We start from the raw sequence: 23,199 nt of genomic DNA, 5'->3' as shown, positions 1-23,199 counted from the left end.
TTTTACAGCGGTTTCCCGAGCAACTCCGGTATGACCAAGTAATGAATTACTCGGCAGTACCTTCTTCTGCTTCGTCTTCGGTCGGTGCGATGCGTGGGGCGTGGACGTTGGCAACAGCCAGGTCGTTACCGTGCGCCAGAGCAACGAACTCAACACCTTTAGGTGCTTTAACGTCGGACAAGTGAACGATCGAACCGATTTCCAGAGCAGACACGTCTACTTCGATGAACTCAGGCAGATCTTTCGGCAGGCAGCTTACTTCCAGCTCGGAAGTAACGTGCGAAACTTCGCCGCCTTTCTTGACTGGAACTTCTTCACCGATGAAGTGCACAGGCACGATAGCGGTCAGTTTCTGGCCAGCTACAACGCGTACGAAGTCAGCGTGCATCACGTGGCCTTTGGCCGGGTGACGTTGCAGAGCTTTGATGATCACGTTTTGCTTTTTGCCATCAACGGTCAGCGCGATGATGTGGCTGTACGAAGCTTCGTTTTCCAGCAGTTTTGCAACTTCTTTGGCCAGCAGGCTGATGGATTCAGGGGCTTTGTCGCCACCGTAAACTACAGCTGGAACCAGGCTTGCGAGACGACGCAGGCGGCGGCTCGCACCTTTCCCCAGGTCGGAACGCAGTTCAGCATTCAAAGTAAAATCGTTCATTTTGTATCTCCAAATTAGCCACATTCGACCTGACGTTTGCGACCGACGTCAGGACGATATGGGCAAAAAAGCCCCGCCCTGACCGAATGTCAGGGCGGGGCGCTTTTCGTCAACAGGGTGTCAGCTTAGGGAAACCCCTTAGCGGAACATCGCGCTGATCGATTCTTCGTTGCTGATGCGGCGGACCGCCTCAGCGACTACCGGAGCGATATCCAGTTGACGGATACGGCTACAGGCTTGTGCTGCAGCGGACAAAGGGATGGTGTTAGTCACCACCAGTTCGTCCAGCACGGAATTTTCAATGTTTTCGATCGCCCGACCCGACAGCACAGGGTGTGTGCAGTAGGCAAAGACCTTGGCAGCGCCATGCTCTTTCAAGGCCTTGGCCGCATGGCACAGTGTGCCGGCGGTATCGACCATGTCATCAACCAGAATACAGGTACGCCCTTCGACATCACCGATGATATGCATCACTTCAGAGTGATTGGCTTTCTCACGGCGCTTGTCGATGATCCCGAGATCAACACCCAGAGACTTCGCAACAGCACGTGCACGCACGACGCCGCCGATATCCGGGGAAACGATCATCAGGTTTTCGAAGCGTTGATCTTCAATGTCATCCACCAGAACCGGGGAGCCGTAGATGTTATCTACCGGTATATCGAAGAAACCCTGGATTTGGTCAGCATGCAGATCAACCGTGAGAACACGATCGATCCCGACTACGGTAAGCATGTCAGCAACAACTTTCGCGCTGATAGCCACACGTGCGGAACGCGGACGGCGATCCTGACGGGCATAACCAAAGTAAGGAATCACAGCAGTGATTCGGGACGCTGAGGAGCGGCGGAAGGCATCAGCCATCACAACCAGTTCCATCAGGTTATCGTTGGTCGGTGCGCAAGTCGGCTGAATGATAAATACGTCTTTACCGCGGACGTTTTCATTAATCTCAGTAGAAATTTCGCCGTCGGAAAACTTGCCGACAGAAACATCACCTAGTGGGATATGCAGCTGACGTACGACACGTCGAGCCAGATCGGGGTTAGCGTTCCCCGTAAAGACCATCATCTTGGACACGCGCAGTACCTGAAGGCTGAGGGTAACCTGGATGAGTATAGGAAAATGGCAGGGGCGGCTGGATTCGAACCAACGCATGGCAGGATCAAAACCTGCTGCCTTACCGCTTGGCGACGCCCCTGTATTTGTTGCAACGAGTACCCAGTACCCGGTTCCTTTTTAGAGCAGACTTTGCAGCTTGCGATGCAACATCGAAACGTTGCTTCCTTTTGCTACAAACCCCGTAAAGGTCTCTGTAAGAAGGGCCGAGACTTTATCAGCTTCAGCTTTGTTTGGGAAGGCCCCAAACACACAACTTCCAGTTCCGGTTAATTTTGCTTCGGTAAATTTACCTAACAAATTCAAAGCGTTACGTACTTCTGGATAACGCCTTGCTACAACCGGTAAGCAGTCATTTCGACTGTTTCCCTTGGGAACGGGGCGCACTTTAATGGGAGGAGTGTTACGTGTCAACAGTGGATCTGAAAAAATTTCTGCTGTACTTACAGATACTTGCGGCACGAGTACCAGATACCACGGTTCTTCCGGGTCTACAGGGGTGAGTTTTTCCCCTACACCCTCAGCAAATGCGGCATGTCCGCGTACGAAAACCGGAACGTCTGCGCCGAGAGTCAGGCCCAGCGCGGCGAGACGATTTTCGTCCCAGCCAAGATTCCACAGATGGTTCAACCCCAGCAATGTCGTCGCTGCATCGGAGCTGCCGCCGCCGATTCCGCCGCCCATGGGCAAGCGCTTTTCCAGCCAGATGTCCATGCCGAGGGTGCAACCCGATTGTTGTTGCAGTGCCCGGGCTGCCTTGACGATCAGGTTGCTGTCATGGGGAACACCGGGAACATCGGTCTGCAGGCGGATTTCACCGTCCTGGCGAACGGCGAAGCTGAGGTCATCGCCGTAGTCGACGAACTGAAACAGGGTTTGCAGTTCGTGATAGCCATCGGGTCGACGGCCGAGAATGTGCAGCATCAGATTCAGTTTGGCAGGAGCGGGCAGGGTCAGACGTGCATCGCTCATGCTTATTGGCCCAGTTTGCGTGGCTGCCAGTCCTTGATCACCAGCGTGACATCAAGGTCCTGGCCGTGCAGCTTGACGCGCTCCGGCAACCAATAACCGTTCTGTTCGACATAACTCAGGTATTCAACCTGCCAGCCATCCTGTTCAAGGTTTGCCAGACGACTGTCACCATCAAGTGTCAGGCGACTCTTGCTGTCCGGAGCGGGCAGGCCGCGGACCCACCAGACCAGATGCGACACGGGCAGTTTCCAGCCGAGCTGTTCTTCAAGCAGTGTCTCCGGAGTGGGGGCCTCGTAGCGACCCTGGTTGGCGACTTCCAGCGCAACGCTGCCGGGACGACCGGTCAAGCGTGCGGCGCCGCGTCCCAATGGACCGGACAAACGAATGTCGTAGTAGTCCTGGCGTTGCAGCCAGAACAGCGTGCCGCTTCCTGAATCCTTTGGCGCGCGAATGCCGACCTTGCCGTTGATCTGCCAGCCGTCGAGGGCGGTCAGTTGTTCTTTGTGCTGACGCCACTGCGCCGGGTCTCCCTTGCCTTCGACGGCTTCCCGGGAAGTGAGGCCGGCGCAACCGGCGAGCAGGGCGATGAGGCTGAATACGACTACATGGCGCAAAAACATAAAATTAAAGAGTCTCGGATCCGGTCAGGCGCAACAGAGTGCTGCGCAGAATAGGGCTGTCAGGTTGTTCTTCAAGGGCTTTGCCCCAGACTTTGCGGGCTTCGCGCTGCTCGCCTTTGGCCCACAGCACTTCGCCCAGGTGGGCGGCCACTTCATGATCGGGGAAGCGTTCAAGTGCCAGGCGCAGCAGGCGCTCGGCTTCGTCCAGATTACCCAAGCGGTAGTTTACCCAGCCAAGGCTATCGAGGACTGCAGGATCTTCCGGATTGAGTTTGTGGGCTCTTTCGATCAATTCCTTGGCTTCTGCATAGCGCGTGGTGCGGTCGGAAAGGGTGTAGCCCAGTGCATTCAACGCCATGGCGTTTTCCGGCTCACGCTTGAGAATCGAGCGCAGGTCCTTTTCCATCTGGGCCAGATCACCGCGTTTTTCCGCCATCATCGAGCGGGTGTACAGCAGATTCAGGTCATCCGGATACTGCTTGAGCGCTTGATTCAGCAACTGCCAGGCGCGATCCACCTGATTGTTGCTGGACAGGGTTTCGGCTTCGATCAGGTACAGCTGGATCGCGTAGTCAGGTTGGGAATCGCGGGCCTCGGACAAGCGTTTGGAGGCTTCTGCCGCGCTGCCGTTACTCATCAGGATATCGGCCTGGCGTAGCTGTGCGGACAGGTAGTCCGGGCCGGGGCCAACCTGGGCATATTCGGCAAGTGCGCTTTGTTGGTCGTTACGCTCTTCATGGATGCGACCCAGGTTCAGGTGCGCAGAGTCCTCATGAGCGCCCCGGGCTATCAGTTCTTCCAGATAACCTGCTGCTTCATCCCATGCCTTGGCTTCAAGGCAGACCAATGCCAGGGAGAAACGCAGTTCATCGTCATCTGGATACTGCTGCACAAGGCTGGAGAACTGCACTTTGGCGTCTTCCATGCGGTTCTGTTCAACCAGCATGCGGGCGTAAGTCAGGCGCAGGCGCTTGTCGTCCGGGTATTTCTTGATGCTTTTTTCGAGGATCGGCAATGCTTCCTTGCCACGATTCAAGCCTTGCAGCAGGCGAGCCCGGAGCAGTATCGGAGCAATTTCACCTTCTTTAGGTGGATTGTCTTCCAGCAACTTCAGTGAGGCTTGTGCGTCACCGTTCTGTTGAAGCAGCAGTGCCTTGCCAAAAATCAGCTGTCCGTTGTTTGGGTATTTGACCAGCAGTCGGTCAAAGCTGGTAAGCAGCGCGTTGCGGGTTTCCGGATTGGTCTCCGCCGCTGACAGTGCCAGGAAGTCGAAATGCGTGTCGCCTTGACCTTGCAGGACTTTTTCCATGTACACCATGGAGTCGTCATAGCGTCCCGCCCGAGCCAGTTGAATGGCTGCTGCGCGCTGTGCTTCAAGGTTGTCCCGGTCGTTTCTGGCCCAGATCAGCGAAGTGTCCAGCGCCGCCTGATCGGCACCCAGGTACTCTGCAATGCGGAATGCCCGCTCGGAAACACCCGGATCCTGAGTGTTGATCGCCTGGGTCACGTAGTTGTCCAGGGCAATGTCGAAACGATTGCGCTGGCCAGCCAGTTCCGCGCTCAGCAGGCTGACGAGGGTTTCCTGAGTGAACGAGCCGTAGACCTGAGGCTTGGCTTCAGGTGCGGGGGCGGTGTCTTTCGGCGCAGGAGTAGTCTGCGGCTGAACCGGAGCCATGGACTGGCAACCGCTGAGAAAGACTAGGGCGAGAAACAGCGCGGAGGATCTATTCATATATAAGAAGGGACGACTTACCTGCGGTTTTGAGCATCATGACACAAGGCTGGGAGCAAACCCACAGCCGGTTGGAAAACTGCCGGAACGCATATTTGTTTATGCCGTAAGCGCCATTTCGGGGCGTTTGCAGCGTGAGTCTATTAGGACAATAGTCAACGGTGGTTGTTCTGAGTCTATTGAAGTAGGACAATTGTCGGCTTCACGTCACCATCAGCGACCTTGAATGGCCTTCCTTGCACTTGGTATCAACCATAAGACTGCCTCAGTAGACGTCCGCGAGCGCGTGGCATTTACGCCAGAGCAGCTGGTTGAGGCCTTGCAGCAGCTTTGCCGCCTTACCAATAGCCGCGAAGCTGCGATCCTTTCTACGTGTAATCGTAGCGAGTTGTACATCGAACAGGACCAGATCGGTTCTGAGACGGTGCTCGCCTGGCTGGCCGAATATCACCATTTGAGCCTGGATGAGCTGCGCGCGAGTGCTTATGTGCACGCCGACGATGCGGCTGTTCGTCACATGATGCGAGTCGCCTCCGGGCTCGACTCGCTGGTATTGGGTGAGCCGCAGATTCTCGGTCAGATGAAGTCCGCCTACGCCGTGGCCCGGGAAGCCGGCACCATCGGTCCGTTGCTGGGCCGACTGTTTCAGGCCACGTTCAGCGCTGCCAAGCAGGTACGTACCGATACGGCTATTGGTGAAAACCCGGTTTCCGTGGCTTTTGCCGCTGTCAGTCTGGCGAAACAGATTTTCAGTGATTTGCAACGCAGCCAGGCTTTGCTCATCGGCGCGGGTGAAACCATCACGTTGGTTGCGCGTCATTTGCATGACCTTGGCGTCAAGCGCATCGTGGTTGCCAACCGGACCCTTGAGCGGGCGAGTATTCTGGCTGCCGAGTTCGGCGCTCACGCGGTATTGCTCTCTGACATCCCGGCAGAGCTGGTCAATAGCGACATTGTGATCAGCTCGACGGCCAGCCAACTGCCGATTCTTGGTAAGGGCGCAGTTGAAAGTGCCCTGAAGCTGCGCAAACATAAGCCGATCTTCATGGTCGATATCGCTGTGCCACGGGACATCGAGCCCGAAGTCGGCGAGCTGGACGACGTGTATCTGTACACCGTTGACGACTTGCATGAAGTGGTCGCCGAGAACCTCAAGAGTCGCCAGGGCGCTGCCATGGCAGCCGAAGAGCTGGTCTCGACGGGCGCCAATGAATTCATGTTCCGCCTGCGTGAACTGGCCGCAGTGGACGTGCTCAGGGCTTATCGCCAGCAAAGCGAGCGATTGCGCGACGAAGAATTACTCAAGGCCCAGCGTATGCTGGCCAACGGCGGCAACGCCGAAGACGTGCTGGTGCAGCTGGCGCGCGGGTTGACCAACAAGTTATTGCACGCGCCGAGCGTGCAGTTGAAAAAACTCTCTGCCGAAGGCCGCCTCGACGCGCTGGCCATGGCCCAGGAACTTTTTGCCCTCGGTGAGGGCTCGACGGATAAACCCCCGCAATGAAAGCCTCACTGCTCAACAAACTCGATATCCTCAGCGATCGTTTCGAGGAACTGACCGCGTTGCTTGGCGATGCCGAGATTATTTCGGATCAGACCAGGTTTCGTGCGTACTCAAGGGAATACGCTGAAGTAGAGCCAATCGTTGCTGCTTATAAACAGCTGCTCAAGGCCTTGGCTGATCTGGACGGTGCTCAGGCATTGCTCAAGGACAGTGATCCGGACATGCGTGAAATGGCGGTGGAGGAAGTCCGCGAGACCAAGCAGTTGCTGGCCGATCTGGAAAGCCAACTGCAACGCATGCTGCTGCCCAAGGACCCGAATGACGGGCGTAACGTTTTCCTCGAAATTCGCGCCGGGACCGGTGGCGACGAGGCGGCTATTTTCTCCGGCGACCTGTTCCGCATGTATTCGCGTTATGCCGAGCGCCGTGGTTGGCGGATAGAGATTCTGTCCGAAAACGAAGGCGAGCATGGCGGCTATAAAGAGGTGATTGCCCGGGTTGAAGGCGAGAACGTTTACGGCAAGCTCAAATTCGAGTCCGGTGCGCATCGCGTGCAGCGGGTTCCGGAAACAGAATCCCAGGGTCGTATCCATACTTCCGCCTGCACAGTAGCCGTTCTGCCTGAGCCGGACGAGCAACAGGCAATCGAAATCAACCCTGCGGACCTGCGTGTTGACACCTATCGTTCATCGGGCGCGGGTGGTCAGCACGTCAACAAGACTGACTCGGCGATTCGCATTACTCACCTTCCGTCGGGTATTGTCGTCGAGTGCCAGGAAGAGCGCTCGCAGCACAAGAACCGTGCCCGTGCGATGTCCTGGCTATCTGCCAAACTGAACGACCAGCAAACCAGCGCCGCTGCCAATGCCATTGCCAGTGAGCGTAAACTGCTGGTGGGCTCGGGTGATCGATCCGAGCGTATCCGGACTTATAACTTCCCTCAGGGGCGAGTAACGGATCACCGCGTGAATTTGACCTTGTATTCGCTGGATGAAGTTTTAGCCGGTGGTGTCGATGCAGTGATAGAGCCGCTACTTGCCGAATATCAGGCAGACCAACTAGCGGCACTGGGTGAGTAAATGACCATCATCGCCAGCCTGTTAAGAAGCGCCGAGCTTCCTGATTCACCAACTGCCCGTCTTGATGCTGAACTGCTTCTGGCGGCTGCGCTGGGTAAACCGCGCAGTTTCCTGCACACCTGGCCGGAGCGAATTGTCAGCAGCGAAGCCGCACTGACCTTTGCTTCCCATCTGCAGCGCCGTCGTACCGGTGAACCCGTGGCCTACATTCTGGGGCAGCAGGGGTTCTGGAAGCTGGATCTTGACGTCGCGCCTCATACATTGATTCCGCGTCCTGAAACCGAAATGCTGGTTGAAGCCGCGTTGGAGCTGGTGCCTGCATTTGCACCCACTCGCGTGCTTGACCTGGGCACCGGTACTGGAGCGATTGCATTGGCATTGGCCAGCGAGCGTCCAGTCTGGCAAGTGACGGCGGTGGATCGGGTGCTAGAAGCCGTCGCGTTGGCCGAGCGCAATCGTCAACGTCTGCATCTGGACAACGCCAGGGTGCTGAGCAGTCACTGGTTCAGCTCTCTTGAAGGTCAGCGCTTTGATCTGATCATCAGTAACCCGCCGTACATCGCTGCCGAAGATCCGCATCTGGCGGCGGGCGATGTGCGTTTCGAGCCCAGCAGCGCGCTGGTGGCCGGGTCGGATGGTCTGGATGATCTACGCATGATCATCGAGCAAGCACCGAACTACTTGAACGACGATGGGTGGTTGCTGCTGGAGCATGGCTACGACCAGGGTGCAGCGGTCCGTGAGCTGTTGAGCCGCCATGGTTTCGAGAAGATTCAGACCCGCCGGGACCTGGGCGACCATGAGCGCATTACCTTTGGGCGTCTGCCGTGCTGAGTGATCAGGAACTGTTGCGCTATAGCCGACAGATTCTGTTGCAGCATGTCGACATCGAAGGCCAGTTCAAACTCAAGCAAAGCCGGGTGCTGATCGTGGGCCTCGGCGGCCTCGGCTCTCCCGTTGCCTTGTATCTGGCCGCCGCAGGTGTTGGCGAATTGCACCTGGCCGACTTCGATACCGTTGACCTGACGAACCTGCAACGCCAGATTATTCACGACAGCCAGACAGTCGGGCAGAGCAAGGTGGATTCGGCCATCGCTCGTCTGACTGCAATCAATCCTGAGATATCTCTTGTCCCTCATCGCGCCGCGCTGGATGTCGATTCCCTGGCGACGGCCGTCGAGGGTGTCGATCTGGTACTCGATTGCTCAGACAATTTCGCGACTCGTGGTGCGGTCAATGCCGCCTGTGTGGCGGCCAGAAAACCCTTGGTCAGCGGTGCGGCGATTCGCCTGGAAGGGCAGTTGTCGGTGTTCGATCCACGTCGACCTGAAAGCCCTTGCTATCACTGCTTATATGGTCACGGCAGCGAAGCCGAGCTGACCTGTAGCGAAGCCGGTGTGATCGGGCCTCTCGTGGGATTGGTCGGCAGCCTGCAGGCCCTTGAAGCACTCAAAGTACTAGTCGGTTTCGGTGAGCCGCTGGTGGGGCGTTTGTTGTTGATTGACGCGCTGAGCACCCGCTTTCGTGAATTGAAGGTCAAGCGTGATCCGGGGTGTAGCGTCTGCGGTGCAGGGCAGCATGAGTAAAGCCAGCGATGCGCCGGTGGGCGTATTTGATTCCGGCGTAGGTGGCTTGTCGGTGCTGGGCGAGATTCACAACCTGTTACCCAACGAGTCGCTGCTGTACGTCGCGGACTGCGGGCATATCCCTTACGGAGAGAAAACCCCGGAGTTCATCCGCGAACGCTGCATGATCATCGCGCAATTCTTTCGCGAGCAAGGGGCCAAGGCACTGGTGCTGGCCTGCAACACCGCGACTGCCGCTGCCGCCGCTCAATTGCGTGAACATTATCCTGACTGGCCGATTATCGGAATGGAGCCTGCGGTCAAACCGGCGGCGGCTGCGACCCGCAGTGGTGTGGTTGGGGTGCTCGCTACCACCGGTACTTTGCAAAGCGCGAAGTTCGCCGCCTTGCTCGACCGTTTCGCCGGTGATGTACGGGTCGTGACGCAGCCGTGCCCCGGCCTGGTGGAACTGATCGAAGCGGGCGACCTGTTCAGCCCGACCATTCGTGCCTTGCTGCGGGGCTATGTCGAACCGCTTCTCGCCGAGGGCTGTGACACGATCATCCTCGGCTGTACCCACTATCCCTTCCTCAAACCTCTGCTGCGGGAAATTATTCCGGAATCGGTCATCTTGATCGACACCGGTCACGCCGTGGCTCGCCAGCTCCAGCGATTATTGACTCAGCACGGCCTTCTGCACGATGGACACGCCCAGGAAACGCAGTTCTGGACCAGCGCTGATTTGTATAATTTCGGAAACATCCTACCTACACTATGGAAAAAATCTGACAATGTGCGATTCTTCGATTTGTAAAAAAATCGTGAAAAGCTTTGCTTGGCATTGGAACTAACGTTCCACGCCGGATTTCTATAGCAAGTCGGTTATCTGCAAAAACACCTAATAATTGCATTCGAAATAGGAAGTTTCTGATGAAGCGTCTGTTGTGTTTGGCTGCGCTTGCGGCTGCGTTGATGGGGCAAACTTCACTTACTCAAGCCGCTGGCGTTGAGTTTTCGGTCGGTCAGACGGGCCAGACGACCCAGACTTACCGCCTGGGCATGAAGTTTGATTGGGATAAAAGCTGGTTGCAGAGCGACGTAGGTCGCCTGACCGGTTATTGGGATGGCGCTTACACGTACTGGGATGGCGACAAGCGTTCCAGCAACAACAGCCTTTCGTTCTCACCGGTATTCGTTTACGAATTCGCTGGCCAGAACGTGAAGCCGTACATCGAAGCCGGTATCGGTGTCGCTGTATTCTCCAATACGCAAATCGAAGACAACAAGCTGGGTTCGGCTTTCAACTTTGAAGACCGTATCGGCTTTGGCGTGCGCTTCAACGGCGGTCATGAAGTGGGCATCCGTGCGACCCACTACTCGAACGCCGGTATCAAAGAGCCAAACGACGGTATTGAGAGCTACGCATTGCATTACACGATGCCGCTCTGACGCCATCGCGAGCAAGCTCGGCTCCTACAGCTAACCGTGTTCCCCTGTGGGAGCTGAGCTTGCTCGCGATAAGAGCGCCGCAAATACGGCCTTGGCAATACCGCTACAAATAAGCCCCTTCAATCCCCAGCCTTTCATGCATGCACTCCTCTGAACCGGTCTCGAACTCCCGGCAGATCAGGGGACGTTTCTCATAGATGGTGCACATCATCGTATTGCGATCCAGCGCGGCGCACCAGCCGTCGTCCAGCCGCAGCATGACTTCGCCGCCCCAGTCGTCGGTATCGATAAAGCGTTCAGGCACGCCGGTGTCCGTAATCAGCATGACTTCAAGCTGGCAGCAACAGGCTGCGCAGGTTGAGCAGGTGATGGCGGTTTCTGTGGGAATCGGGCGGGTCGGGATCAGGGTGGCAGTCATAGGCGCGCAGTGTATGTCAGCGCGAGGCGGGCATGTTGACTGAATGACCGGTGAGCAATCGACCGGATAGCCATTGCAGCAGCGCAAATACCACGGCCCATAGCACCGCCAGCAGTGCCATGCTCGGCCATAAACCCAGCGGCAGCTGCACGCCAGCCAGCTGCGAACCGGCGTAATACGACATCGGCCCGCCAATCGCTCCAAGGATACTGGCGCGCCACCATGGTTTTGCGGTCCAGGCCAGGCAATGCCTGAGCGTAGTGCCCAATACTGCCCACAGCAGAATCAGCCACAGCGGGATCAGCAAGCCCTGGCTGCCAAAGTCGAAGACACCGAGCAGCATCAGCCCGCTGTCCAGCAAGGTGCCCAGGCCGGTTATCCACAGCAATAATTTACCTTCGGCCGTCCACGAACTTATCCACAGCAGATGAATGAGCAGGACGCCAACCGGGATCAACAGCCAATAACTATTACCGCCCAGCACGCAGGCAAACCAGCCGAGCTGGAAAAGCACGGCATTGGCGATCTGCTTAAGCATTGAAGCGGCCCAACAGCGGCTGTGGCGATGCGCAGGGTTTGGCCAGCAGCAACTGCGCGGTGCCGATGGTACGTTCCAGGAAACCACCCTCGCAGTAGCACAGGTAAAACTCCCACAGCCGCAGGAAGTAGTCGTCGTAGCCCAGCTCTGCGAGGTAACCATGAGCGTGGCGGAAGTTGTCATGCCAGATGCGCAGGGTGCGCGCGTAATGCAGGCCAAAATCCTCCATGTGCAGCAGGTTCATGTCAGTGTCGCGACCGACAATTTCCAGCATTTTGTGCACCGACGGCAGCGCGCCACCGGGAAAAATATAGCGCTGGATAAAGTCGACACTGCCTTTGGCCTGTTCGTAGCGCTGCTCGCGGATGGTGATGGCTTGCAGCAACATCAGGCCGTTGTCCTTGAGCAGGTGGGCGCATTGCTTGAAGTAAGTTGGCAGAAACCGGTGGCCGACCGCTTCAATCATTTCAATCGAGACCAGCTTGTCGAACTGTCCGGTAAGGTCCCGATAGTCCTTGAGCAGCAGGGTGATCTGATCTTTCAGGCCCAGCGTCGCAATTCGCTCCTCGGTGTAGGCGAACTGCTCTTGGGACAGTGTCGTCGTGGTGACTTTGCAGCCATAGTGCTGCGCAGCGTAAATCGCCATGCTGCCCCAGCCGGTACCGATTTCCAGCAGGTGGTCCTCGGGTTTCAACGCCAGCTTCTGGCAAATTCGTTCCAGCTTGTTCAACTGAGCCTGTTCCAGCGTGTCTTCAGGCGTCAGGAACTGCGCCGCCGAATACATCATGGTGGGGTCAAGAAACTGCTTGAACAGCTCGTTGCCCAGATCGTAATGGGCGGCGATATTTTTTTGCGAGCCTTCACGGGTATTGCGATTCAGCCAGTGCAACGCCTGAATGAAGGGGCGGCCCAGCCGTGCTATTCCGCCTTCCATCGCGTCCAGCACATCCAGGTTGCTGACGAAAACCCTGATGACGGCAGTCAGGTCCGGCGAGGTCCAGTAGCCATGGATGTAGGCTTCGCCTGCGCCAATGGAGCCATTACTGGCGACCATGCCCCAGGTGGCTGAGTCGAGAATCTGGATCTCGCCCTGGACAACGGCCCCTGCCACGCCGAATACATGGCGCTCATCGCCTTCATTGACGACCAGTTGGCCGCTGCGCAACCGGGCAAGCTGGCGTAGCACGCCGCGCCGCAGGATGTTGGCGGTCAGGCTGTTGGTGCCCAGATTGGCCGAAAAACTGCTACTGCTTTTCATGGGGTTTACCCTTCAATTGCGTGGCGGCAGTGCGGTAGTCGCCGTCAGCGGCCTGATGAGAAAAAAGTGGAACACGTTTCAAAAATAGACGTAATGCTTGCCAGTAAATCGCCAGGCAGGTCTTGGCGGTCATCCATGGAAAAGCCAGTAAATAACGATGCAGATTGCTTCTTGTCAGGTCCCGGCGTTGCAGGTTAAGCGTGGCGTCGAACATTTTCAGATCGCCTTGCCAGTCTGCCATGTGAACGCCGAGACGCTCGCCGGGCGGACTGAAACTCATCCGGTATTCAAGATCGCGGGGCAGGAACGGCGAAACGTGGAAGGCCTTGGCTACGGCGAAGTGCTGATGACCTTCACCGTCGGCAGGCAATACATAGTGGTAGCGCTCGCGCCACGGTGTATTGCTGACCTCACAGAGAATAGCCGCCAGCGCGCCATCCTCTTCAAAGCAATAAAAAAAGCTCACTGGATTAAAGGCCAGGCCCCAACTGCGCGCTTGAGTCAGCAGGCAGATTTTGCCCTGCGGAACATGACCTATGGCTTGGCCGACGCGTTCACGAACAGCGTCTGTCAGCGGTATGCCTTTGCGCGTAAATTCACGCAGGTAATCCGTCTCCCGGAATGAAAACGGCGACCAGCGACTTTTACCTGCGAGGGGAGAGGCTTTCAATACCTCGCGCTGTTCATCCAGATCCAGATACAGCAGGCCGATCCGATAACGAAAGTCATGAACCCGCGGCGCAAAGCGCCGGTGGGCTATCCAGCCGCTGTACAGGGCGCTGTTCACAATGATTCGCCCAACGCCGAGGCAACCCGAAGGCCGCTGACCACGCCGTCTTCATGAAAGCCATTAGCCCAGTAAGCGCCGCAAAACCAGGTATGGTTAACGCCATCCAGTTCAGGCCAGCGCGCCTGAGCGTCTACGCCTGCCAGGCTGTACTGCGGATGGGAGTAGGTGTAGCGGGCAAGAATTTTGTTCGGGTCGATGGCTTCGGTCTGATTGAGGCTGACGCAAAAGGTCGTGTCGCTGTCGATGCCCTGCAGGATGTTCATGTCATAGGTCACAGCGGCCAATTGTTGCTTGCCGCCGCCGAGTCGATAGTTCCAGCTGGCCCAGGCCAGCGGTCGCTTGGGCAACAGGCGGGTGTCTGTGTGTAGCACCACGTCATTTTCGGCGTAGGGCAGGGCACCCAGGATTTCCTGCTCGGCGGCGCTCGGTTGTGCAAGCATTTTCAGGGCCTGATCGCTGTGGCAGGCAAACACGACTTTGTCAAAGCGCTCACTGCCTGCGGCGCTGTGAACGGTCACGCCTTCTGCATCCCGCTCAACGCGATTGACCGGGCACGACAAACGAATCCGCTCGGCAAACGACGCTGTCAACGGCTCGATGTAGCGGCTGGAACCGCCTTCGATGACGCACCATTGCGGCCGATTGCTGACGGATAACAAGCCATGATTCTTGAAAAAACGCACAAAGAATTGCAACGGGAAGGCGAGCATGTCTGCCAGGGACATGGACCAGATCGCCGCGCCCATGGGCACGATGTAGTGATCAATAAAGCGCTCGCCGTAACCGCGGCTGCGCAGGTACTCACCCAGGGTGGTGTCTTGAGCGATCCGCTGGCTTTCCAGATCGGCCAGCGCTTCGCGGTTAAAGCGCAGAATGTCGCGCAGCATGCCCCAGAAACTCAGGGACAACAGGTTGCTGCGCTGGGCAAACAGGCTGTTTAGGTTATTACCGTTGTATTCGGTCCGGGTCTTAGGATCGGTGACGGAGAAGCTCATTTCGGTGGGCTTGAAGGTAACGTCCAGTTGGCCGAGCAAGCGGATGAAATTTGGATAGGTCCAGTCGTTGAACACGATAAAGCCGGTATCAATGGCGTAATCGCGGCCATTCACGTTTACATCAACGGTATGGGTATGCCCGCCAATCCAGTCTGCCGCCTCGAACACCGTGATGTCGTGAGAACGGTTGAGCAGATAAGCGCTGGTCAGGCCCGCAATACCACTGCCGATGATGGCGATCTTCATTGGGCGTCCTTGTGTTGAGCCGCTGAGCGGGCCATGCGTTTGCCTAACGCAAGTTGCAGACGGGTAGGGAGCAGCGCCAATAAACGCAGAGTCAAAATGAACAATCCGGGGAATGCGATTTCCATCGGGCGACGCGTCCGCTGCAAGCGCTCGGAGATGTATTTCGCGGCTTTTTTGACCGGCCAGCGCATGGGCATGGCGAAGTCGTTTTTAGCGGTCAGCGGGGTATCGACAAAGCCTGGGCTGACGACGGTGACGTCGATATTTTCGTGGGCCAGATCGATTCGCAGGGATTCGAACAAATAACGCATGCCGGCCTTGGATGCGCCGTAAGCCTCACTGCGGGTGAGCGGCAGATAGGTCACCGAACTGCACACGCCCACCAGATGCGGCTTGTTGCCTTTGCGCAGCAGCAACAGTGCTTCTTGCACGCAGTAGGAACTGGCCAGCAGATTGGTACGAACCACTCGCTCAAGCAGCGCGGCATCGAAATGGTTGGTGTCGATGTATTCGCAGGTACCAGCGTTGATGATTGCGCTGTCCAGGGCTCCCCACGTCTGGCCAATGCGATCACCGATGGCAGTGATTTGTTCGCCATCGGTCAAATCCCCCGGTACGAGCAAGACTTGCCCGGGAAAACGTCGGTCCAGCTCTTCGAGCGGGCCTAGAGTTCGAGCCGTCAGCGCCAGCTTGTGACCGGCGACGAGCAGCTCTTCAGCGAGCGCCAGGCCAATGCCGCTGCTGGCACCGGTCAACCAGATACGTCGCACGTTCGAATCACTCATCCCAATCTCCTTTTCAGCCAGGCAATCAGCTGGCCCATGATCGGCAAGTGCTCGTACAGCAAAGCGCCTGCATCGAAATAGTCACGATGTTGATAAACCTTGTCGCGCCAGAGCAGATGCGAGCAGCCCTCAACCCGGATCGACTTTCCTCTGACAAGGCGCGGATGGGAGTAGCTCATTGTCCAGCGCAGATAACCGCTGCCCTCGCTGACCTGGTCAAACCCATGAAAGTCAAAACGCAGATCGCTGACATTGGCGTACAATTCGGCGAAATAACGACGCATCTGCGGCAGCCCATGAATCTGGTGCAACGGGTCGGTGAACTGCACATCGTCGCTGTACAGTTCGCCGAGGCGATCCAGACTGTTCTTGTCCAGAGCTGCAAATTCATGAGCAAAGCGCCGCAGGAAATCAGTCATCGGTAACCTCTGCCGCGGGCTGGCGATGAGGCAAAGCCTTGAACGCAGCCAACGCGCGGGCGCGGCTGCTGCTGAGGTCGACAATCGGTTTGGGATAACTAGCCACACCAAACAGGCCGCCAGACGCCGCCGGGTTATGCACTTCCTTTTTGTTGAGGTCGGCCAGTTCGGGCAACCACTTCTTCAGGAACAGGCCTTCAGGGTCGAATTTCTCGGATTGCGACAGGGGATTGAATATCCGGAAATAGGGCGATGAATCGGTACCCGTCGACGAACTCCACTGCCAGCCACCGTTATTGGCGGCCAGATCGCCGTCGATCAGGTGCTGCATGAAAAAGCGTTCGCCTTCGCGCCAGTCAATCAGCAGATTCTTGGTCAGGAACATCGCCACGACCATGCGCAGGCGGTTATGCATCCAGCCGGTTTCCAGCAACTGGCGCATGGCGGCGTCAATGATCGGCAGGCCTGTGCGCGCCTCTTTCCAGGCAGCCAGCTCCTCGGGGGCGTCACGCCATTTCAGTGCTTCGGTTTCCGGGCGAAAAGCGCGATACCGCGATACTCGAGGGAAGCCCACCAGAATGTGTTTGTAGAATTCACGCCAGAGCAACTCGTTGATCCAGGTGACTGCGCCGACGCTGCCTGTCTCGAACTCACCCTGATTGCTGCTCAAGGCCGCATGCAGGCATTGGCGCGGCGATATCACGCCAGCAGCCAGGTAAGCCGACAACTGACTGGTGCCGGGTTTGGCCGGAAAGTCACGCTCGGAGCGATAGTAATCAATCTGCTCATCGCTGAAGGCGGCCAGTCGCCGACGCGCTTCGTCCTCACCAGCAGGCCACAAGGCTTGCAGTGCCTGAGGAGGCGTGGCGAATCCCTCTACCTGTTCGGGTACGCGATCACTTTTTATATCCAGCGCTGCCTGAGGTTTCGGCAAGTGAATCAGCGGCGGCATGGCTTGGTGCATGCGGGCGTAGCAGACTTTGCGGAACTGGCTGAACACCTGGAAGTAGGTGCCTGTCTTGGTCAGCACCGTGCCAGGTTTGAAAAACAGCTGATCCAGATAGCTGCGCCACTGAATGTCGGCGTCCTCAAGCGCATCGGCGACGGCGGCGTCCCGGCGGGTTTCGTTGATACCGTATTCTTCGTTGGCATGTACGGACTGGATATTGTGCTCGCGACACAGTTCCAGCAGCACTCGTGGTGCTTCATCCCAGCTGTCGGCCTCGCGGATCAGCAATGGCACGTTCAATTCGCCCAAGGCTTTTTGCAGCTCGACCAGATTGCGCAGCCAGAAATCTACTTTGCAGGGGGCGTCGTCGTGGCTGCGCCATTGCGTGGGGCTGATCAGGTAAACAGCCACCACCGGACCCTGCTCCATGGCAGCGGTCAGGGCGGTATTGTCGTGAATGCGCAAATCGCTGCGCAGCCATAGCAGTTGCATGTTTATTCCTTAGATAAGATCCAGTAGCTGCAAAGCAGCGAGGGCGCCCAGCGGGTCTTCGGCCAGGTGCAGGCCTTCTATCTTGTTGATCGTCATGGCGAGGTCGTCGCAATGTATACGGACACAGGCACCGGCAAGTACGGTGGGGCACTGAACGTTACTGAGCAATTTTGGGAGCTGGCCGGGATTCAATGCTTTGCTGGAATACAGCAATACCGCTCGCGGTTTAAGCAACTCGGCAGCCAGCGAAAGTTCACCGTTGGGCAGCGGCCAATCGAAAACCTCAACCGGGCAATCGGCGCTGCTGATCAGCCACGCGCTGAGCCACAGGTGCGGCTCCAGCGGTGAATCAGAATGGTTGACCAGCAATAACGGCTTACCGCTGAGCTGACGGTTATTGTGGTAAATCCGGGCACCGAATTTGCTGCGCAGCCAGGAGTAGAAGAACACCTGCTCCATTTGCCCGCCGAAGTGTCCCTGCCAGCGAAATTCAAGCTCTGTCAGCAACGGCATCAACAGTTGTTCGCAGACAGTTCGCGGTGGGTAAAGCGACATGGCCTGGTTGAACAGGTCGTCAACCCTGCGCTCTGCCAGTTCGCTGATGGCCTTGATCAGGTTGTGACGCAAATCGTCCCAATCGTTGCCGGCGACGCTGGTGTCCGGTTGGCGGCTGTCGATGAGGTTTTTTACCTGGCTGACCGATACGCCACGATTGAGCCAGGTGAGAATGTTCATCACCCGTTGGACATGCTCGCCGGAATACAGTCGATGCCCTTTCGGCGTACGGTGCGGCACGATCAGCCCATAGCGACGTTCCCACGCACGCAACGTGACTGCGTTGACTCCGGTCTGACGGGCGACTTCCCGTATCGGCAACCAGCCGCCTTCAACCCCCGGGTCTTCATCGGTTGGCTCGGGCGCAGGGATCACATGCAGTGTGTTGTTCATGTTCAGATCGCATTCCGCAGGCTGAGGTTTTCCGGGTGCGGCTGCATGTAAACCTGCAAGGCCACGTAAGGATCAGGATGTTGGCGGAAGTGGTGTTTGAGCAGCGTCAAGGGCACGATCAACGGCACGATGCCTTGATGGTATTGGGCGATGATTTGCTGCATTTCCTGCTTGTCCGCCGCGCTCAGGGTCTGTTTCAGATAGCCGCTGATGTGCTGCAGGACATTGGTATGGGTGCGGCGGGTAGCGGGTTTTTTCAGGGCCGCCATCAAGTCGCTGAAATAGCGCGGTGCGATCTCGTTGGGATCGCTGCGGCCCATGCTGCCCAGAAAATTGCCCAGTACTTTGTACTGCACCGGGTCGTTGGCCATGAGCTGATATTTATAACGCGAGTGAAATTCGGTCAGGCTGCGGCGCGTGATACCTGCCTTGAGCAAGTCTTGCCACGCGGCATAGGCAAACACGCGGGTGATGAAGTTCTCGCGCAACACCGCGTCGTTGAGGCGGCCGTCTTCTTCTACCGGGAGATTGGGGTGCAGTTCGCAAAACGCCTGAGCATAAATCCCGCGTCCACCTCCCTCAACGGGAGCGCCGTTTTCCGTGTAGACCTTGACTCGCTCAAGCCCACAGGACGGCGACTTCTGCATAAAGATATAGCCGCAGATATCCCCCAGCTCCTCGGCCATCTTTACCCCGTAGTCGGCCAGAGGCTGGGTAACGTTCAGCGCTTTGTTTACCGTTCCGACAGCCTGAGGGCTTTGCGCATCGCCTACCAGACGGATGGGTTCGCGGGGGATGCCCATGCCGATGGCCACTTCCGGGCACGCGGTGACGAACTCGAAATATCGACTCAGCTCGCGGGTGCATAAATGGGATTCTTTATGACCACCATTGAACCGTACCTCGTCGCCCATGAGGCAGGCACTGATGCCGAGTTTCGGTTTATGGACTGCTGGAGAAAGCATGCAAACCTCGGAACATAATTGTACAGAGGTTATTCGCTGTACAACTTCGGTTCATCATAGGTTCAATGCTGTACAAGTCAAATGGTTTGTATAGGGTTTGTACGGGGGGGGGTGATGCGGTTTCACTGGATGGTGCAGAACCTGTGGGAGCCGAGCTTGCTCGCGATGAACGATAACGCGGAGTGCCTGTTTCTCCGCACCGGCTCCCCGAGTTGCATTACTTCCAACCCATCTTCCAGGTGTCAGCGTCCTGCAACGTCTGCCAGGGCAAGCGTTCACTGCGTTGTGTCAGCACCGCTTGCAGCTCGATCTCGAGGACTGTGCCTTCGTCGTCGCGAAACAACTCAGTGACCAGAAAATGCTTTTCGCGGTTGACCGGCTGGGCGGCTGTCCATTTCGACAGCAGCAGCTTGCGCGGATTGAGGCGGTTCAATTGAGGTGTTCCAGCAAGCGACGCGCTGCCTCCTGGCCGCTGAGCCAGGCGCCTTCGACGCGGCCTGACAAGCACCAGTCGCCGCACACATAAATGCCCTGATCAGGATCTGAAAGCGCACCCCATTCGTGAGCCGTGGCAGGGCGGGCATAGAGCCAGCGGTGCGTCAGGCTGAATGTCGGTGCAGGCACTGCGCAGCCAATCAGTTCGGCAAACGCGCCGTGCAAATGCTCGATGACTTCTTCCTTGGGCATGTCGATGTGCTGTCGGCTCCAGGCGCTGGTAGCGTGCAGCACCCAAGTGTCCAGAGTGGTGTCGCGCCCGGGCTTGCTGCGATTTCGGGCAAGCCAGTCAATGGGGCTGTCCTGTACGAAGCAGCCTTCCATAGGCGTTTGCAATGCGCTACTGAATCCCAGCGCCACGGCCCAGGTCGGGTCCATTTTTACGCTGGCGGCAGCACCCGCAAGTTTTGGCGCGCTCGCCAATAATGCCGTTGCCTGAGGAGCGGGCGTGGCGATGATCACATGGCTGAATGGACCGTGACTCTGGCCCTCTGCGTCTTGCAGGCTCCAGTGCTGCTCGCCCCGAAAGACTTCGGTGATCCGGCAGGAGAACGACACCGGCAAGTCGCCCAGCATGGCGCGAGTGATGGCGCTCATGCCGGGTTGGCCGACCCAGCGAACCTGTTCGTCGGGTGACGGGCTGAGCTGGCCGGCATGGGAGTTGTAAAGTGATGGCGTCCATTGAGCCGCGCAACCCTGAAGTTGCCACTGCTGCACCGCGGCCATGAAGCGTCGGTCGCGAGCAGTGAAATATTGCGCGCCCATATCGAGCGAGCCTGCATCACTGCGTTTGCTGGACATCCTTCCGCCACTGCCGCGGCTTTTGTCGAAAAGATGAACCGAGTGCCCGGCAGCATGGAGCGCTTGGGCCGCGGAGAGTCCGGCGATGCCGGTACCGATGATTGCGATAGGTACAGTCATAGGGGCCTCGTTACCTTGTCTGCACAGACTACGCCGTAGTTAAAACCTGTACAATATTGTTTTTTGGTATAACTTGCTTCGATTACAGCTTGGGGCCTGCATAGCCTGACTCGTACGGCTCGAGATCTAAAATCTGATACTTGAAGGCGACATGCAACTATCCATACGGACAGTCCGGACGCTTCATGGCAATGTTTGGCCTATGGTTCATAAGCCATCTGTTGACGCATAAAAAATAGACTACCGAAAGCTCGTGAACGCCACGCAAGGAAACCTGCCATGCACATATTGCTGACCGGCGGTACTGGTCTGATAGGACGACAACTCTGCCAGTTCTGGACTCAACAGGGTCATCAGATCACGGTCTGGAGCCGCAGGCCTGATGAAGTACCGCGATTGTGTGGCAGCGGAGTGCGAGGTATCGCCCAACTCAGTGAGTTGAATGATCAACCGCTGGACGCGGTGGTCAATCTTGCAGGTGCGCCCATTGCTGACCGGCCCTGGACGCGCAAGCGCCGAACCCAATTGTGGGACAGCCGTATTGGTTTGACCGAGCAATTGCTGAGCTGGATGGAGCAACGTTCGCAGAAGCCACAGCTGCTGATCAGTGGCTCGGCAGTGGGTTGGTACGGCGACGGTGGCGAGCGTGAGCTGGACGAAACTTCTCTGCCGGTGAAAGAAGATTTCGCCAGTCATCTGTGCGACGCCTGGGAGGAAACCGCGCAGCGAGCCGAGGCCCTGGGCGTGCGAGTGGTGATCATTCGGACCGGCCTTGTGCTCTCCAGTGATGGCGGTCTGTTGCAGCGGCTGCTGCCGCCCTTCAAATTCGGCATGGGCGGGCCCATCGGCAACGGTCGGCAGTGGATGCCGTGGATACACATCAAAGACCAAATCGCCGCGATTGATTTTCTGTTGCACAAGAGTGACGCGCAGGGCCCCTATAATCTTTGCGCTCCCCACCCGGTCCGCAATCATGAGTTTGCCAAAACACTTGCCGGTGTCCTGCACCGTCCTGCCTTCATGCCGTTGCCTGCACTGGCCTTGAAAATCCTGTTAGGCGAATTGTCTGTTTTGCTATTGGGCGGTCAACGCGCTCGACCTGCCCGACTGGAAGAGGCCGGTTTCACATTCAAATTTACTGAACTGCACGCCGCCCTGGACGATTTCCTCGGCCGCCACTGAAATAGGATGTTGCATGACCGATCACGCGCTGTTGCTGGTCAATCTGGGTTCACCAGCCTCCACGTCTGTGGCTGATGTTCGCCGTTATCTCAACCAGTTCCTGATGGACCCCTACGTCATTGATTTGCCGTGGCCGGTTCGTCGGCTGCTGGTGTCGCTGATCCTGATCAAGCGACCTGAGCAGTCCGCCCATGCCTATGCCTCGATCTGGTGGGACGAAGGCTCACCGCTGGTGGTGCTGAGCAAGCGTTTGCACCAGGCCATGACTAAAGAATGGACACAAGGCCCGGTTGAACTGGCCATGCGTTACGGTGAGCCGTCCATTGAAACCGTGCTGACCCGATTGGCAGCTCAGGGCATCAGCAAAATTACCCTGGCTCCGCTTTACCCGCAGTTTGCCGACAGTACGGTGACTACGGTGATCGAGGAGGCCAAACGGGTTGTGAAGGCCAAGTCACTGAACGTGAAGTTCTCTGTACTGCAGGCGTTTTATGATCAGCCGGAATATATCGACGCTTTGGTTGCAAGCGTAAAACCTCATCTTGAGCAGCCCCATGATCACCTGCTGCTGAGCTTCCACGGTTTGCCCGAGCGACACCTGACCAAACTTGATCCAACCGGCAATCACTGCTTCAAGGATGCCGACTGTTGCAAGAACGCTTCGCCAGAAGTACTTGCTACCTGCTATCGCGCACAATGCCTGCGTTCGGCAGCCGTGTTTGCGAAGCAGATGGGCATTGCCGATGGCAAGTGGTCGGTGTCGTTCCAGTCGCGACTGGGCCGGGCCAAGTGGATCGAACCCTACACCGAAGCGCGGCTGGAAGAACTGGCTGCTCAGGGCGTGAAGAAGTTGCTGGTGATGTGCCCGGCATTTGTTGCGGACTGCATCGAAACGCTGGAAGAAATCGGTGATCGCGGTGCGGAGCAGTTCAAGGCTGCCGGGGGAGAGGAGTTGACCTTGATACCGTGCCTGAACGATGACCCGAACTGGGCCGCGGCATTGAACAAACTGTGCGAGCGGGCGCCATTGATGTTGTAAGAGGATTTCGGGACCTGAAATGCGGTGCCCAATTGTGGGAGCGAATTCATTTGCGAAGAGGCCG

Annotated in this window: 25 protein-coding genes and 1 tRNA gene; 8 read left to right on the top strand and 18 right to left on the bottom strand. The window is 57.3% G+C overall.

Annotated elements, in window-relative coordinates; genetic code table 11:
* Positions 1-46 precede the first annotated feature (46 nt).
* The 6 genes from RX972_RS00525 to RX972_RS00500 form a co-directional block, all read right to left on the bottom strand.
* Positions 47-655, bottom strand: a complete 609-nt coding sequence (locus RX972_RS00525; protein ID WP_027902867.1) for a 50S ribosomal protein L25/general stress protein Ctc — start codon at positions 653-655, stop codon at positions 47-49.
* A 138-nt stretch (positions 656-793) separates the two neighbouring features.
* Positions 794-1,735, bottom strand: coding sequence for a ribose-phosphate pyrophosphokinase (locus RX972_RS00520; RefSeq protein ID WP_002552145.1), 942 nt, complete (start codon positions 1,733-1,735; stop codon positions 794-796).
* A 46-nt stretch (positions 1,736-1,781) separates the two neighbouring features.
* Positions 1,782-1,856 (bottom strand) — tRNA-Gln (locus RX972_RS00515).
* A 38-nt stretch (positions 1,857-1,894) separates the two neighbouring features.
* A complete protein-coding gene (gene ispE, locus RX972_RS00510) occupies positions 1,895-2,746 on the bottom strand; it encodes a 4-(cytidine 5'-diphospho)-2-C-methyl-D-erythritol kinase (RefSeq protein WP_099270508.1) in 852 nt (283 codons plus the stop codon).
* A gap of 2 nt (positions 2,747-2,748) precedes the next feature.
* A complete protein-coding gene (gene lolB / locus RX972_RS00505) occupies positions 2,749-3,366 on the bottom strand; it encodes a lipoprotein insertase outer membrane protein LolB (protein ID WP_027902869.1) in 618 nt (205 codons plus the stop codon).
* 4 nt (positions 3,367-3,370) lie between these two features.
* Positions 3,371-5,098, bottom strand: a complete 1,728-nt coding sequence (locus RX972_RS00500) for a tetratricopeptide repeat protein (RefSeq protein ID WP_122395507.1) — start codon at positions 5,096-5,098, stop codon at positions 3,371-3,373.
* A gap of 226 nt (positions 5,099-5,324) precedes the next feature.
* On the opposite strand from RX972_RS00500, the gene hemA reads away from it, so the two are divergent.
* The 6 genes from hemA to RX972_RS00470 all read left to right on the top strand — a co-directional run bounded on the left by hemA (position 5,325) and on the right by RX972_RS00470 (position 10,695).
* Positions 5,325-6,602, top strand: coding sequence for a glutamyl-tRNA reductase (gene hemA / locus RX972_RS00495; RefSeq protein WP_027902871.1), 1,278 nt, complete (start codon positions 5,325-5,327; stop codon positions 6,600-6,602).
* Complete coding sequence (prfA, locus tag RX972_RS00490; protein WP_231675313.1) at positions 6,599-7,681, top strand: peptide chain release factor 1; 1,083 nt, start codon at positions 6,599-6,601, stop codon at positions 7,679-7,681. The genes hemA and prfA overlap by 4 nt, the downstream gene beginning before the upstream one ends.
* Positions 7,682-8,515: a peptide chain release factor N(5)-glutamine methyltransferase gene (gene prmC, locus RX972_RS00485; RefSeq protein ID WP_027902873.1), complete on the top strand. Its 834-nt coding sequence runs from the start codon at positions 7,682-7,684 to the stop codon at positions 8,513-8,515.
* Positions 8,509-9,267 (top strand): molybdopterin-synthase adenylyltransferase MoeB, encoded by a 759-nt coding sequence (locus RX972_RS00480; RefSeq protein ID WP_231675314.1) that lies wholly within the window; start codon positions 8,509-8,511, stop codon positions 9,265-9,267. Before prmC ends, RX972_RS00480 begins: the two co-directional genes overlap by 7 nt.
* On the top strand, positions 9,260-10,060 hold the full coding sequence (gene murI / locus RX972_RS00475; RefSeq protein ID WP_316872112.1) for a glutamate racemase: 801 nt from the start codon (positions 9,260-9,262) through the stop codon (positions 10,058-10,060). The genes RX972_RS00480 and murI overlap by 8 nt, the downstream gene beginning before the upstream one ends.
* Before the next feature lie 116 nt (positions 10,061-10,176).
* The gene (locus RX972_RS00470; RefSeq protein WP_316872111.1) at positions 10,177-10,695 is read left to right on the top strand and encodes an acyloxyacyl hydrolase; all 519 of its coding nucleotides are present in this window, start codon (positions 10,177-10,179) and stop codon (positions 10,693-10,695) included.
* Positions 10,696-10,798: 103 nt separating this feature from the next.
* On the opposite strand, the gene RX972_RS00465 is transcribed toward RX972_RS00470, so the two are convergent.
* The 12 genes from RX972_RS00465 to RX972_RS00410 form a co-directional block, all read right to left on the bottom strand.
* Positions 10,799-11,113, bottom strand: a complete 315-nt coding sequence (locus RX972_RS00465) for a YkgJ family cysteine cluster protein (protein WP_049827204.1) — start codon at positions 11,111-11,113, stop codon at positions 10,799-10,801.
* A 16-nt stretch (positions 11,114-11,129) separates the two neighbouring features.
* Positions 11,130-11,651 (bottom strand): DUF2878 domain-containing protein, encoded by a 522-nt coding sequence (locus tag RX972_RS00460; protein ID WP_231666513.1) that lies wholly within the window; start codon positions 11,649-11,651, stop codon positions 11,130-11,132.
* Positions 11,644-12,909, bottom strand: coding sequence for an SAM-dependent methyltransferase (locus tag RX972_RS00455; protein WP_027902879.1), 1,266 nt, complete (start codon positions 12,907-12,909; stop codon positions 11,644-11,646). Before RX972_RS00455 ends, RX972_RS00460 begins: the two co-directional genes overlap by 8 nt.
* Positions 12,896-13,696 (bottom strand): DUF1365 domain-containing protein, encoded by an 801-nt coding sequence (locus RX972_RS00450; protein WP_316872108.1) that lies wholly within the window; start codon positions 13,694-13,696, stop codon positions 12,896-12,898. Before RX972_RS00450 ends, RX972_RS00455 begins: the two co-directional genes overlap by 14 nt.
* Positions 13,693-14,940, bottom strand: coding sequence for an NAD(P)/FAD-dependent oxidoreductase (locus RX972_RS00445; protein WP_099270500.1), 1,248 nt, complete (start codon positions 14,938-14,940; stop codon positions 13,693-13,695). The genes RX972_RS00450 and RX972_RS00445 overlap by 4 nt, the downstream gene beginning before the upstream one ends.
* Positions 14,937-15,725 (bottom strand): SDR family NAD(P)-dependent oxidoreductase, encoded by a 789-nt coding sequence (locus RX972_RS00440; RefSeq protein WP_099270499.1) that lies wholly within the window; start codon positions 15,723-15,725, stop codon positions 14,937-14,939. Before RX972_RS00440 ends, RX972_RS00445 begins: the two co-directional genes overlap by 4 nt.
* Positions 15,722-16,144, bottom strand: a complete 423-nt coding sequence (locus RX972_RS00435; RefSeq protein ID WP_316872105.1) for a nuclear transport factor 2 family protein — start codon at positions 16,142-16,144, stop codon at positions 15,722-15,724. The genes RX972_RS00440 and RX972_RS00435 overlap by 4 nt, the downstream gene beginning before the upstream one ends.
* On the bottom strand, positions 16,137-17,585 hold the full coding sequence (gene phrB / locus RX972_RS00430; protein WP_316872104.1) for a deoxyribodipyrimidine photo-lyase: 1,449 nt from the start codon (positions 17,583-17,585) through the stop codon (positions 16,137-16,139). Before phrB ends, RX972_RS00435 begins: the two co-directional genes overlap by 8 nt.
* Positions 17,586-17,594: 9 nt before the next feature.
* Entirely contained in the window at positions 17,595-18,533 is a 939-nt protein-coding gene (locus RX972_RS00425; protein WP_263268367.1) for a MerR family transcriptional regulator, read from the bottom strand.
* Positions 18,534-18,535: 2 nt separating this feature from the next.
* Positions 18,536-19,498, bottom strand: a complete 963-nt coding sequence (locus tag RX972_RS00420; protein WP_027902886.1) for a YbgA family protein — start codon at positions 19,496-19,498, stop codon at positions 18,536-18,538.
* Between the two features lie 217 nt (positions 19,499-19,715).
* On the bottom strand, positions 19,716-19,931 hold the full coding sequence (locus RX972_RS00415) for a TIGR02450 family Trp-rich protein (RefSeq protein WP_027902887.1): 216 nt from the start codon (positions 19,929-19,931) through the stop codon (positions 19,716-19,718).
* On the bottom strand, positions 19,928-20,914 hold the full coding sequence (locus RX972_RS00410) for an NAD(P)/FAD-dependent oxidoreductase (protein WP_316872102.1): 987 nt from the start codon (positions 20,912-20,914) through the stop codon (positions 19,928-19,930). The genes RX972_RS00415 and RX972_RS00410 overlap by 4 nt, the downstream gene beginning before the upstream one ends.
* A gap of 279 nt (positions 20,915-21,193) precedes the next feature.
* Between RX972_RS00410 and RX972_RS00405 the strand changes: the two genes are divergently transcribed.
* Positions 21,194-22,096, top strand: a complete 903-nt coding sequence (locus RX972_RS00405; RefSeq protein WP_316872101.1) for a TIGR01777 family oxidoreductase — start codon at positions 21,194-21,196, stop codon at positions 22,094-22,096.
* A 13-nt stretch (positions 22,097-22,109) separates the two neighbouring features.
* Positions 22,110-23,135 (top strand): ferrochelatase, encoded by a 1,026-nt coding sequence (gene hemH / locus RX972_RS00400; protein WP_027902890.1) that lies wholly within the window; start codon positions 22,110-22,112, stop codon positions 23,133-23,135.
* The last annotated feature ends 64 nt before the right edge of the window (positions 23,136-23,199 follow it).

It is taken from the genome of Pseudomonas syringae group sp. J309-1, from assembly GCF_032582135.1.
GTDB lineage: Bacteria > Pseudomonadota > Gammaproteobacteria > Pseudomonadales > Pseudomonadaceae > Aquipseudomonas > Aquipseudomonas quasicaspiana.
The sequence above is the reverse complement of the archived record's forward strand: the minus strand, read 5'-3'. Positions and strand labels throughout refer to the sequence as shown.

Excerpts from the sequence above, each read along its gene's own strand:
- RX972_RS00525 (WP_027902867.1), bottom strand. The coding sequence starts at position 655 with ATGAACGATTTTACTTTGAATGCTGAACTGCGTTCCGACCTGGGGAAA.
- ispE (WP_099270508.1), bottom strand. The coding sequence starts at position 2,746 with ATGAGCGATGCACGTCTGACCCTGCCCGCTCCTGCCAAACTGAATCTG.
- lolB (WP_027902869.1), bottom strand. The coding sequence starts at position 3,366 with ATGTTTTTGCGCCATGTAGTCGTATTCAGCCTCATCGCCCTGCTCGCC.
- RX972_RS00500 (WP_122395507.1), bottom strand. The coding sequence starts at position 5,098 with ATGAATAGATCCTCCGCGCTGTTTCTCGCCCTAGTCTTTCTCAGCGGT.
- hemA (WP_027902871.1), top strand. The coding sequence starts at position 5,325 with ATGGCCTTCCTTGCACTTGGTATCAACCATAAGACTGCCTCAGTAGAC.
- prfA (WP_231675313.1), top strand. The coding sequence starts at position 6,599 with ATGAAAGCCTCACTGCTCAACAAACTCGATATCCTCAGCGATCGTTTC.
- prmC (WP_027902873.1), top strand. The coding sequence starts at position 7,682 with ATGACCATCATCGCCAGCCTGTTAAGAAGCGCCGAGCTTCCTGATTCA.
- murI (WP_316872112.1), top strand. The coding sequence starts at position 9,260 with ATGAGTAAAGCCAGCGATGCGCCGGTGGGCGTATTTGATTCCGGCGTA.
- RX972_RS00470 (WP_316872111.1), top strand. The coding sequence starts at position 10,177 with ATGAAGCGTCTGTTGTGTTTGGCTGCGCTTGCGGCTGCGTTGATGGGG.
- RX972_RS00465 (WP_049827204.1), bottom strand. The coding sequence starts at position 11,113 with ATGACTGCCACCCTGATCCCGACCCGCCCGATTCCCACAGAAACCGCC.
- RX972_RS00460 (WP_231666513.1), bottom strand. The coding sequence starts at position 11,651 with ATGCTTAAGCAGATCGCCAATGCCGTGCTTTTCCAGCTCGGCTGGTTT.
- RX972_RS00455 (WP_027902879.1), bottom strand. The coding sequence starts at position 12,909 with ATGAAAAGCAGTAGCAGTTTTTCGGCCAATCTGGGCACCAACAGCCTG.
- RX972_RS00445 (WP_099270500.1), bottom strand. The coding sequence starts at position 14,940 with ATGAAGATCGCCATCATCGGCAGTGGTATTGCGGGCCTGACCAGCGCT.
- RX972_RS00440 (WP_099270499.1), bottom strand. The coding sequence starts at position 15,725 with ATGAGTGATTCGAACGTGCGACGTATCTGGTTGACCGGTGCCAGCAGC.
- RX972_RS00435 (WP_316872105.1), bottom strand. The coding sequence starts at position 16,144 with ATGACTGATTTCCTGCGGCGCTTTGCTCATGAATTTGCAGCTCTGGAC.
- phrB (WP_316872104.1), bottom strand. The coding sequence starts at position 17,585 with ATGCAACTGCTATGGCTGCGCAGCGATTTGCGCATTCACGACAATACC.
- RX972_RS00425 (WP_263268367.1), bottom strand. The coding sequence starts at position 18,533 with ATGAACAACACACTGCATGTGATCCCTGCGCCCGAGCCAACCGATGAA.
- RX972_RS00420 (WP_027902886.1), bottom strand. The coding sequence starts at position 19,498 with ATGCTTTCTCCAGCAGTCCATAAACCGAAACTCGGCATCAGTGCCTGC.
- RX972_RS00410 (WP_316872102.1), bottom strand. The coding sequence starts at position 20,914 with ATGACTGTACCTATCGCAATCATCGGTACCGGCATCGCCGGACTCTCC.
- RX972_RS00405 (WP_316872101.1), top strand. The coding sequence starts at position 21,194 with ATGCACATATTGCTGACCGGCGGTACTGGTCTGATAGGACGACAACTC.
- hemH (WP_027902890.1), top strand. The coding sequence starts at position 22,110 with ATGACCGATCACGCGCTGTTGCTGGTCAATCTGGGTTCACCAGCCTCC.